The organism is Ruegeria sp. CDSC042 (assembly GCF_059610745.1).
On the sequence record NZ_JBXWOF010000005.1, the window covers coordinates 282,124 to 292,582 of the forward strand.

Below are 10,459 nucleotides of genomic sequence, written 5' to 3' on the forward strand. Positions count from 1 at the left end.
CCTCGCCATGCCCCTCATAACCCTCAGACAATTGCTTGATTATGCGGCGGATCAAGGATTTGGTGTGCCGGCGTTCAACATCTCCAATATGGAGCAGGGCCTTGCGATCATGAACGCTGCGCGCGCCTGCGATGCACCGGTGATCCTGCAAGCCAGCTTGAATGTTCGCAGGGCCTATGCCGGAGATCGGATGATCGTCGCTATAGTGAACGCACTGGCGTCCATGTATCCCGACAACCCAATCTGTCTGCATCAGGACCACGGCCATGATGAGCAGGCCTGCGTCAGCGCCATCGCTGCGGGGTTCACCTCGGCCATGATGGATGGCTCCCTGATGGGCGACGGCAAGACACCCGCCAGCTATGCCCACAACGTCGATATCACGGCTCGCGTTGCACAGATCGCACATTGGACGGGTGCCTCAATCGAAGGAGAGCTGGGTGTTCTTGGATCGCTTGAAACCGGCGAGGCGGGTGAAGAAGACGGGTCCGGGGCAGAGGGCAAACTGGATCACGATCAGCTATTGACCGATCCCGATCAGGCAGCGGAGTTTGTTGCTACAACCAAGGTCGATGCGCTAGCGATAGCCTGTGGGACGTCTCATGGCGCTTATAAATTCACAAGGGAACCGGATGGCGACATCCTGGCCATCAGCCAGATTGAGGCGATCCATCGTCGCGTGCCGAATACCCATCTTGTCATGCATGGGTCGAGCTCTGTGCCACAGGGTTTGCAGGACTTGATAAACGCCTCTGGCGGTGAAATGCCACAAACCTGGGGCGTCCCCGTCGAAGAGATCGAACGCGGGATCCGGCATGGTGTTCGAAAAATCAACATCGACACCGATTGCCGCATGGCCATGTCCGGCGCAATGCGGCGCTTCTCCCGGGACAACCCATCGAATTTCGATCCTCGGGCGTTTATCTTGGCCGGGATGGCGGAGCTTGAAACGCTGGTCCGTGACAGGTTCGAGAGGTTCGGGGTGGCGGGCCACGGGCGTAAAATCAAGCCGATCCCAGTTGCAGAAATGGCAAAGCGGTATGCTGATGGCGGGCTCGATCCATCCCGGAAGGCCGCGTGAGCCGGGCGCTGTTCATAGGCCGCTCGGTGATGGATGTCACCGCGCTTGTTGAGGATTTTCCGGGTCCGGACGGGAAGACCAAGGCTTTGAGCAATGATGTGATCCCGGGCGGGTCTGCTTTGAACGCTGCCGTTACGTTCGCCCATCTTGGTGGAACGGCGGCGCTGGCCACATCGCTGGGCGCGCCGGGCCCAATGAAGACAATGCTGACGTCCGATCTGAAGGACAGGAACGTTACGGTGCACGACATCAGTAATGACCCGGACTATCGCATCCCTCTTTCGACAGTTGTTTCAACCCGGAGCCTTGGGGCCAGGATGATTGTCAATGGCGCAGGGGATGAGTGCGAAAAGGTGCGTTCTCAAGAAGGTCTGATCCTGACGGAAGGATACGGGTTGATTCAGATCGACCAGTACGAACGGCATTTTGTTGCGGCGCACGCTGACGCCTTACGTGCGTTTGAAGGGCCAATCATTTTGGATGGCGGCGGCTGGAAAGACTGGTCACCGGATTTTCTAAAGCTGGCCGATATTCCAATTGTCAGCGACGTGTTTTGTCCCGAGGGACTGCGCGCCTTTGCCAATATGTGTGAGGAACTGGACATCCAACGCTGGGCAATGACACGGGGTCACGCTGGGGTCGTCTGGCATGATCAGGGACGACGGGGCGAGATACCCGCTTTGGAGGTGGACGTTGTCGATAGCTTGGGCGCAGGAGACATTTATCACGGCGCTTTCTGCCACGCGTATCTCGAGACCGGGTCATTTGTAGATGCGTTGAATATCGCCAACCAGATCGCGGGTAAGTCATGCACCCATGCGGGTACGCGGAGTTGGATGGATGCCTGAGCACCTCGCCGACTATGCCAGCCTTCTGGGCGCAATTGAAAAGCGGATAAGTGCAGGTCAACCGCCGCTCATTGTAGCAATTGCAGGGCCTCCGGCGACGGGTAAGTCTACGCTGTCCGAGCGGCTGTCCGAGGATCTACGCGCTGCCGGGCACATCGCTGCCTACTGCCCGATGGACGGGTTTCACAAAACAAACGCCCAGCTTGAGGCCGAAGGGCTTAGAAGCGTGAAAGGCCGTATCGATACGTTTGATGGCAACGCGTTTGCCCACGCGGTGGAACGTTTGTCCAGGGGAGATGCGTTTTGGTGGCCGCGATATTCCCGGCACATACATGACCCGGTCCCAGAAGGCGCCAGGATCGAAGGAAACGAGGCCCTTTGCATAGTCGAGGGCAACTACATTCTGATGAATGAAGCGCCTTGGATTCGAGCGGCATCGCATTTCGACCTGCGTATCTTTGTAGACACGCCGGATGAACTCCTGAAGCAGCGCTTGAAGCGACGCCACGAGCGTGGCGGCAGAGGTGAAGTCGAGACGCGGGAAAAGATCACCAAGACCGACATGCCCAACGCGGAGAGGATCCGACAAAGTGCTACATTCGCCGACATCCTGTTTCAGGAGGGCGTCGATGCGTAGCACCCGAGAGTTGATTGCAGGTTGCAAGCAAAACTCGCTATGTTTGAGCCAAATTGAAAAAATTGGGGTTCGGACATGAAACTTGCTCAAAAAGGCTTGTCGATCGAAGGTATTCAAGGCCACAACAGGCGCGCCATCCTTGCAGCTTTGCACGACATGGGAGAATGCTCGCGCAAGGAAATCAGCGTAGCCACCGGATTGGATCAGGCGACTGTCACACGTGCGATAGCACCACTTATTGACAATGGCATCGTTGAGGAAGTGGGACTTGTTCGTGGGGGGCGTGGTCGGCGATCGATCAACCTCAGCTTTGTTGGTTCCGGGCGATACATCCTCTGTCTTAGATTGCAACGCCGTAGCTTTTCCATTGCTGCATTTAATCTGCGCGGTGACCTGCTGGAGACCAGTGAATTCCCCATCGCACGGGACGGGTCCGCCAAGCAGACTTTCAAGGAGATCTCCGAGACACTGGATCGCCAGATTGGCAATTTGAAACAGGTCGATGGCATTGGCGTGGCTGTTCCTGGCCCGTTCCTGGAGCGCGATGAACGTGTCATCCTCATGACTGAAAGCCCTCAATGGCAGGGCTTCGATCTGATCCCCGAGCTGCGCTCCCGCTATCCTGACATTCCTGTTCACTCCACACACGACGCCAAGGCAGCAGCCTTGACTGAATGGCGCCATCATGGCCGGGCGCTGGGGGCCAAGGTCATGTTGTACGTGTCTGCCGGTCAGGGGATCGGCTCGGCGCTTGTCGTGGATGGCCATGTGCACCGGGGTGCGCAAGGTCTTGCAGGTGAATTGGGGCATACGTCCATCAGCGTTGATGGCGAGCAGTGCAAATGTGGAAATAGAGGCTGTCTGGAACTCTTCACGTCGCGCATTGCGCTACTGCGTGCCATACGGGAGCGCGCAGAGAACGTCAGCAGTACAACATTGACTTCAGACGCTGATTTTTCTCAGGTCCTTGACGCATACGCAGCGGAAGACGGGCTTGCCAGCGAAGAGGTGCACAGGGTTGCACGCTATCTGGCGCAAGGCATCACCAACTGCATCAACTTCGTCAATCCGGATTTGGTTGTGATCGGAGATGAATATGCCGGGTTCGGTCAAAGGTTTCTGGAACACATCAAGACCCATGTAAAAGCGACGGTTTTGCCAAGCATCTACGATGCCGTCGACATCGAGCTGAGCCAGCAAAGTGAAGATACTGTGCTGCGCGGGGCCTTTCTGGACGTACTTGCACAAACCTATCTCGGTTCTCCCAGAGCCGAGCCAGAAGCCCTTGTTGCTGAAGCAAGCGGATAGGAATGAAGGAGAACCCACTATGAATGACCAGACGGCTCAACCTCTTCTTTCGGTGAAACACGTTTCGAAGTCATTTGGTGGTGTCCAGGCATTGCGTGACGGCTCCTTTGATCTTCATCGCGGTGAAGTTGTCGCGATCGTGGGCGGAAATGGTGCCGGAAAATCAACGTTGATGAAGGTTGTGGCTGGGGCCCATGTTCCGGACGGCGGACAGATCATCATCAATGGCAAGGAAGTATCCCGGGCTGAGCACAGTGTTTCGCATATGCAGGAATGCGGGATCGAAGTCGTTTATCAGGATCTGGCACTGGTTCCCAATATGACGGCGCCCTACAACCTGTTTCTGGGGCGCATCCCCCGCAAATGGGGGATTTTTGTGGATGAACGAAAGATGCGCGAAAAAACCCGTGAAGCCCTCGCGCAGCTCAATGTCACCACCGTTCAGGATCTGTCGCAACCAATCTCCTCCATGTCCGGAGGACAACAACAAAGTATCGCGATCGGGCGCGCAATTGCCTGGGGGAGCGACATCGTAATCCTTGACGAACCGACCGCCGCACTTGGACCGAATGAAACGGCGGAAGTTGAGCGATTGGTTGAGGATGTGCGCGACAAGCAGGGCACGTCATTCCTTTTGGTAAGCCACAATCTCGATCAGGTGCGCCGCCTGGCTGACCGTATCGTAGTGACCCATCACGGGGTCACATCGCGCGAATTCAAACGCGACGAGATTACCTCGGACCGGCTCGTGAAGGCCATAACTCTCGGCGAATGAGGAGAACGACATGACCGAAACAACCGCCTCCCGCCCATTCCTGACGCCCAAACGCGCCGAAATGTTGCGAGACTATGTGCCTTTCATTGCCATTGTTCTGGTAATCTTGTTGTTCTGGGCGATCTCGGGCGACCGCTTCATGTCGATGCGCAACTGGACGTTCATTGCGCAGCAAACGCCTGTCTTGATGTTACTGGCATTCGCGCAGTTGATGATCGTGACAACTGGTTCAATTGATATCTCCATCGGGTCAAGCCTGGCATTTTCGGCGTTTCTGGGTGCACTTGGAATGCTCTGGTTCGGGGATGTGGGCTTGATCCTGGGAATTGTCGCAGGTGGCCTTGTTGGCATGGTCAACGGCCTGATTATTTCACTGCTCAAGATCCCATCATTTGTGACAACATTGGCAATGCTGATCATCGTGCGCGCCGTTGTGATTATCGCATCAGACGGCACGGCGATTTATATAACGGACGATAGCGTGTCAGGCGGCACCAACATCTCGTCTGTCGCAGCACCTTGGCTTCTGTCGATGGGCAAATTCCCCGCGATCTTCATCCTCGCGGCGATTGTCGCGCTGTTTATGTGGGCCTTTTATGAGAGGACTGTTTTTGGTCAACAGTTGCGAGCCGTTGGAGGCAACGAGAAGGTTCTCCGCCTGGTCGGCATCAATGTCACGACGTTCAAGATCAAGGTCTTTGCCGCTGCAGGGCTGATGGTGGGATTGGCGGCTTGCGTCAACCTGGCAAGGGCAGGAGCGGCGACGCCCCAGGCGGGTCTGATGATTGAGCTCGACGCAATTGCTGCGGTTGCGCTTGGTGGTACGCCGCTGACAGGTGGCTATGGCAGTGTGGTCAAAACAATCATCGGGGCATTGACCCTGACAATCGTCCGCAATGGGCTGACAATCGCGGGCGTACCCCCTTCGTGGAGCCAGGTCGCCTTGGGTGTTTTGCTGATTGCTGCAATCGCTATTTCGCTAAACAGAAGCAAGGTAGACGTTGTGAAGTGACAGCGAATGACATCGTGGTGTGGCTGCCGGAGCTGTGCGCTACGATGCCGAGGAATCAAATATTGGCTGCGTGCACCGTCGACAATCGCAACGGTCAATGGTGTGCACAGAACTTGAGACATGTAACCGTGGGGAAGGACGTTAGTTGATTGCATTTACCGGCGCAACTATCATGCCAGAGGTCTAACATCGCGTGTTCCACATCGTTGGAGTGATCCCCGGATGAACATGTTCGAACTTCGCGTACCCTTCTTTCTTCCGCTCTGGCGGCGGGTTGCCGTCACACTCTTGAGCGTTGGATGGGCGATCTTGGAGCTTGTAACCGGGAACTTGTTCTGGGCCATTCTGTTTGGCGCGATTGGGACCATCGCGACCTGGCAGTTTTTCCTTTCTGGTTGGCCGGACGAGGCGTCAGATCAAGAGTCTAAAGAGTGAATCCCCGCGGTCACAGTGCCCTTGATTACTGAACGATTGTGTCACGATGTTTCTAAAGCACTGCAAAAGCAGACGTTTGATCGGTCATCATGTAGGGCAGCAAAGTCCCGCAGCCTTGCCATCCGACACTGGAATTTGAACGTCCGGAATGTGCGGTTTTTGACCTACCGCATATGCGAAAGACCGACTCTCGCTAAACGGCAGGAACGGGCTCAACGAGCCTGTCGAGGCGCTGAATATTAGCCTGAAAAAATCTCTTATTTTCAATGATCCTAACAGGACAAACACGCGCTGCAACCAAATGTTGAAGTACAAGTTCCAGGGAATGCAAATCCTAAGCCCGAGCGAAAGGCCGCAGCAGTCTGCAAATAAATCGATAGAACTAAAACTCATGCTTCCATCATACTTTTGAGGGAACCAGTCTATCCAGAAGCATCCGGACTTGAGTTCAAGATTAGATTTCTGTGTTCCAGATAGACTTGGAGAGAGGAGTTTTGCAGAAATTCAGTAGCATCATTGGTTGGGCGCGCAAGTCTTGCTTCTATAAACGCAAGAATACACACAACAACAAGCCCGGCTAGTATCCAAAGGTACGCGAAAAGCCCTAGTAGATCTGGGCTGGTAACTTGAACGGCTATCGGAGGGGTGAGAAGAAGAATTGTAAGCATCAAACCTTTTTTCAACTTCTTCTGCTTCTGCAAATAATCCGTAGATATTTCTTCAACCTCATGCTCCAGCCTACGCACCCATGACAAGTACTCGTCTTCTAGTTGGCCACGTAAATAATGGCCGCAACGACAAAACTCTCTAGAAAGATACTCAATCCCTCCGCAGGCCTCACATTCCGTGGCATTCGGGCAACCTCTAGTCGGCCTAACTCCGTTGGAGCTTCCAGGTTGGTACGGTGCATCAAGTTGGGTCTCTTCTAGGATGCTATCTACCTTGCCCAACACGCCCACTTTGCGCGGCCTCAATTGCTCGGCTTTTCGCAAAACTTCGTTCTCTAACATCAAGCGACTAACCTTAAGATGGTGTCAATTCTGGCTATATCGGGCACTTGGTTAAGGCCCTCAATCGTTTCGGGGCTCAGAGCTTCTTTGAAAAGAAAATCTATAGCGTCCCATTTCTTTTCGGGTGCTACAACAAGGCCGCGATTAATTATTCTGTGCTCAACTGCGATTCCAAGTTTACGATAGGCATGCGCCATTTCCGAATGTCGGCGGCTTTTGCCTTCAGCAGTGTCCCCTTCGAGCATCCAGAGCGGATCGACATCGAATTCTTCATAAACCTTCAGAAGTAGGGTGGCGGTTAGGTCGCGTTGGCCACGTTCATAGTACTGATATGCACTTCGACTGATGCTAAGTCGTTGCGCCATTTCTTCTTGTGACAGACGCGCCTCGGTTCGGACAGCCGCAAGGCGCACCCCTAGGTCAGGAACAGTCATGATGTACCTTTTTGTGGTTGCATTGACCACGATTATGGTTATCTCTATTCAATGTAACCGCTCATAGAGGCATTTAGTTCGTTTTAGGTAGCATTATCGTAGTTTTGTTTCGATCTGAACGCAAAACGAAAATTTTGCCTCGATATGTGTGCAGTCATTGAGGAGTTGAAATTGCAAAAAATTCTCGAGACACCAAGGGAATTAGCTGAACGAGTGGGCATCCCCGTTTCAAACGTTCGCTATCTAATCCGCGAAGACATGCTGGATCATATTTATACAGCCCCAGGCCGACGAAACCCCAAGATTCCCAATGGTGCGTGGGAACGATACCTCGATCAATTTACGGTGAAAGCATGCCCCGCAAACCGACCCCGCCCCGCCTTGCACGCGACCGAAAACGCCTCGCCGATGGCAATTGGTACATCTACTGGACCGAAGGGGGACGCAGCCGTGAGCACTCGACTGGCACTGGGGATCGCGACCAGGCTGAACTCTACTTCGCAGAATGGAAGCTAAGGCGCTTCAGGCCGGATCGCGCGGTCGAGCCACACGAATTCTATGTGACTGACGCAGTTTCGCACTATCTGGCGAAGCGATTTGACGACGTTACTGACCCGGAGCGTTTAGCCAATGCAGCAAAGCCAATCATCAGGTTTTTTGATGGCTATGCCGTGGGCGATATCAACGATGTGCTCATTAAAGAATACTGCCAGAAACGCCGGAAGAGCCGTCGAGACAAGGGGCTGAAGGACGGCACCTTGCGAAGGGAGCTCAGTTTGCTCTCCACTGCTATCCGGCGTGCCGAGGAAGATCAGCTAATCACGCGCAAAATAACGGTCCGACTACCTCCGAAACCCGAGGGTCGTATCCGATTCCTGACATGTGATGAAGCGCTAAGGCTAATCCGGGTATCGCGGAGCTTCGATACGCCTCTGGAGGATGGCGTGCCGACCGAGTCAAAGACTGAGCACCTGACTCTGTTTCTTAGGATCGGATTGCTGACCGGCCAGCGAAAGGAGGCGATCCTATCCTTGCGCTGGTCTGATATCGATTTTCATAGCAACATCATCTACTGGAACCCCGTTGGACGGCGCCGCACGAAAAAGGAACGCCCGAGTTCTAGGCTGCCTGCGCGTCTGAAGAAGCACCTGCTATGCCGACGAAGGCGGTTTCCGGTAGACGAATTCGTAGTCACCCATCGCGGCAAGTCACTGCAGAACGTCAAACGCGCATTTAGGACTGCCGTTGTGGCGGCAGACTTGGAGACCGAGGGGGACCGAAAAGTCGTTCCACACACTCTGCGGCACACCTGTGCGACCTGGCTAATGCAAAAGGGGGCGCCCAAGTGGGACGCCTGCGGCTTCCTGGGTATGACCCACGAAACGCTTGAGAAGAACTATGGGCATCATCACCCTGATCACCAGAGAGGAGCGGCGGATGCAATCTGATATCCAGATCATTTCCGGATATAGATCGGTACAAACGTGAACAAAGGAACAGTGAAATGATAGTACATTACAATAATTACAATGGGTTAAAGTCAGGCCCGTTCCTTCGGGAGGCAGGGGTCGGAGGTTCGAATCCTCTCACTCCGACCAATAAAGCAAAGTTTCAACTGCAGAGATTTTTTGCTGTTTGACCAATTAACCTACTTTTTCGCACAAATTGGTTTGAGGATTCACTGCATGAATCCTGGGTGATAGCTGTGTGGTATGAGCAGCTTTACCCCCACGAAGTCAAAATGACGAACTGGTTGGCCTACAATGAAGCGTTGAAACGGCTCGGCGCAAGGAATGAGGCCCTGCGAGCCTCTAGAAACCTCTGTCGCGCCATCAGGAAAAGTTCAGACAACGATCATCGCCGGAGGCGCGTCGGGGCAAGATAAATTGTATCAAATTGCAAGGCCGGTCGGAGCCCTTTTGCAGTTGGGACTTTTGAGCGGACATACGCAACGCCCAAGCTGATCGATGAAGTTCTTTTCGAACCTTTACAGAAGTTTCGCCGGTCTATGTGTCGTCCCTCGTGCGGTGAGCCCAAAACAGCAAAAAAGTATGCCAAGTTTTGCTGGCTAACAAATGGCTGTAATGCGGGGCGAAGGTTGGTCCTCAACTTGTCTAAACGCCCCGCGGTGACACTATGGAGCTGGGGAATCCATGCCGCCTTGGTTTTCTGTGGGCACATGGTCGATAAATTGGGCATCCGAATTGATGTTTATTGTATTGTTGGCGGCAACGCCGTCGCTGCTTCCGATCCAGTGGGATGTTCCAACATTCTGCGTCGTTTCAAGCGGCGAGAGGTTTGCTATGAGGTTAACAATCTTCCCGGTAACAGTCGTAGAATCCTGGGATGTTCCCACATTTTGGGCCGCCTCCAACGGGGAAAGGTTTGTTATTCGGTTAACAATTTTGCCGGTAACGGTTGGGAATTCCGTTGTTTCAGGCGTGGCGTTCCGAGACATCCCAGTCTGAGTGATATGGGCGCTATGATGGGCGCCGGTACCCGAGTGTTGGCCCGGCTCTGCCATGGCCGTTCCGGTGGACAGGGCAATCACCAGGGTTGGTGCAACAATGAGCTTTTTGATGATGTTAATACGTTCCATTTTTGATCTCCCTGAGTTGCCGATACATTTCAAACCTAGGAACGCGACAGCTTTGGGTATTGTGAGAAGAGCTCAGTTTTTTGGCATTTTCTTTCAAGTTGCCAAGCCGCGGATAGGTCGACCAACGTAGCTGCATAGAGCTACGCCTATTCGTCGGACCACCCGGCAGGAGATTAAGCTAAGGAAGAGTGGGCTTTGGTTGCCCTGTGTTGGGTCGCTACTGCCTACCTTGTGGCAGCACTTAAACGATTTCTTGGCATGGCTTTTGGACCCTGCTTATTGTTACCTAAACCACAAAACGCCCTGATTTGCAGGGTACT

Annotated in this window: 11 protein-coding genes; 8 read left to right on the top strand and 3 right to left on the bottom strand. The window is 53.9% G+C overall.

From position 1 onward, the window contains the following. Nucleotides 1-7 precede the first annotated feature (7 nt). From fba to AC2FHX_RS13115, 7 genes are all read left to right on the top strand, one after another. Nucleotides 8-1,081: a class II fructose-bisphosphate aldolase gene (gene fba / locus AC2FHX_RS13085; protein WP_496676969.1), complete on the top strand. Its 1,074-nt coding sequence runs from the start codon at nucleotides 8-10 to the stop codon at nucleotides 1,079-1,081. Continuing rightward, nucleotides 1,078-1,929, top strand: coding sequence for a PfkB family carbohydrate kinase (locus tag AC2FHX_RS13090; RefSeq protein ID WP_299664537.1), 852 nt, complete (start codon nucleotides 1,078-1,080; stop codon nucleotides 1,927-1,929). Before fba ends, AC2FHX_RS13090 begins: the two co-directional genes overlap by 4 nt. Then, nucleotides 1,922-2,566: an AAA family ATPase gene (locus AC2FHX_RS13095; RefSeq protein WP_299664539.1), complete on the top strand. Its 645-nt coding sequence runs from the start codon at nucleotides 1,922-1,924 to the stop codon at nucleotides 2,564-2,566. Before AC2FHX_RS13090 ends, AC2FHX_RS13095 begins: the two co-directional genes overlap by 8 nt. Nucleotides 2,567-2,641: 75 nt before the next feature. Next, nucleotides 2,642-3,874 carry an ROK family transcriptional regulator gene (locus tag AC2FHX_RS13100; RefSeq protein WP_299664541.1) on the top strand — a complete coding sequence of 411 codons (1,233 nt, stop codon included), beginning with the start codon at nucleotides 2,642-2,644 and terminating at the stop codon, nucleotides 3,872-3,874. A 19-nt stretch (nucleotides 3,875-3,893) separates the two neighbouring features. Next, complete coding sequence (locus tag AC2FHX_RS13105) at nucleotides 3,894-4,649, top strand: ATP-binding cassette domain-containing protein (protein WP_299664544.1); 756 nt, start codon at nucleotides 3,894-3,896, stop codon at nucleotides 4,647-4,649. A 10-nt stretch (nucleotides 4,650-4,659) separates the two neighbouring features. Then, complete coding sequence (locus AC2FHX_RS13110; protein ID WP_299664546.1) at nucleotides 4,660-5,661, top strand: ABC transporter permease; 1,002 nt, start codon at nucleotides 4,660-4,662, stop codon at nucleotides 5,659-5,661. Between the two features lie 228 nt (nucleotides 5,662-5,889). Continuing rightward, nucleotides 5,890-6,096: a hypothetical protein gene (locus tag AC2FHX_RS13115; RefSeq protein WP_496676962.1), complete on the top strand. Its 207-nt coding sequence runs from the start codon at nucleotides 5,890-5,892 to the stop codon at nucleotides 6,094-6,096. A gap of 422 nt (nucleotides 6,097-6,518) precedes the next feature. On the opposite strand, the gene AC2FHX_RS13120 is transcribed toward AC2FHX_RS13115, so the two are convergent. Continuing rightward, nucleotides 6,519-7,106 (bottom strand): hypothetical protein, encoded by a 588-nt coding sequence (locus tag AC2FHX_RS13120; RefSeq protein WP_058281576.1) that lies wholly within the window; start codon nucleotides 7,104-7,106, stop codon nucleotides 6,519-6,521. Further along, a complete protein-coding gene (locus AC2FHX_RS13125) occupies nucleotides 7,106-7,540 on the bottom strand; it encodes a helix-turn-helix domain-containing protein (RefSeq protein ID WP_131726293.1) in 435 nt (144 codons plus the stop codon). The genes AC2FHX_RS13120 and AC2FHX_RS13125 overlap by 1 nt, the downstream gene beginning before the upstream one ends. A gap of 353 nt (nucleotides 7,541-7,893) precedes the next feature. On the opposite strand from AC2FHX_RS13125, the gene AC2FHX_RS13130 reads away from it, so the two are divergent. Continuing rightward, entirely contained in the window at nucleotides 7,894-8,988 is a 1,095-nt protein-coding gene (locus AC2FHX_RS13130; RefSeq protein ID WP_496676957.1) for a tyrosine-type recombinase/integrase, read from the top strand. Between the two features lie 686 nt (nucleotides 8,989-9,674). Here the strand turns inward: AC2FHX_RS13130 and AC2FHX_RS13135 are convergent. Then, nucleotides 9,675-10,139 (bottom strand): hypothetical protein, encoded by a 465-nt coding sequence (locus AC2FHX_RS13135; RefSeq protein WP_496701821.1) that lies wholly within the window; start codon nucleotides 10,137-10,139, stop codon nucleotides 9,675-9,677. Nucleotides 10,140-10,459 lie beyond the last annotated feature (320 nt).

Bases quoted from the DNA above. Each gene is read 5' to 3' on its own strand.
- fba (WP_496676969.1), top strand. From the start codon at position 8: ATGCCCCTCATAACCCTCAGACAATTGCTTGATTATGCGGCGGATCAA.
- AC2FHX_RS13095 (WP_299664539.1), top strand. From the start codon at position 1,922: ATGCCTGAGCACCTCGCCGACTATGCCAGCCTTCTGGGCGCAATTGAA.
- AC2FHX_RS13100 (WP_299664541.1), top strand. From the start codon at position 2,642: ATGAAACTTGCTCAAAAAGGCTTGTCGATCGAAGGTATTCAAGGCCAC.
- AC2FHX_RS13105 (WP_299664544.1), top strand. From the start codon at position 3,894: ATGAATGACCAGACGGCTCAACCTCTTCTTTCGGTGAAACACGTTTCG.
- AC2FHX_RS13110 (WP_299664546.1), top strand. From the start codon at position 4,660: ATGACCGAAACAACCGCCTCCCGCCCATTCCTGACGCCCAAACGCGCC.
- AC2FHX_RS13115 (WP_496676962.1), top strand. From the start codon at position 5,890: ATGTTCGAACTTCGCGTACCCTTCTTTCTTCCGCTCTGGCGGCGGGTT.
- AC2FHX_RS13120 (WP_058281576.1), bottom strand. From the start codon at position 7,106: ATGTTAGAGAACGAAGTTTTGCGAAAAGCCGAGCAATTGAGGCCGCGC.
- AC2FHX_RS13125 (WP_131726293.1), bottom strand. From the start codon at position 7,540: ATGACTGTTCCTGACCTAGGGGTGCGCCTTGCGGCTGTCCGAACCGAG.
- AC2FHX_RS13130 (WP_496676957.1), top strand. From the start codon at position 7,894: ATGCCCCGCAAACCGACCCCGCCCCGCCTTGCACGCGACCGAAAACGC.
- AC2FHX_RS13135 (WP_496701821.1), bottom strand. From the start codon at position 10,139: ATGGAACGTATTAACATCATCAAAAAGCTCATTGTTGCACCAACCCTG.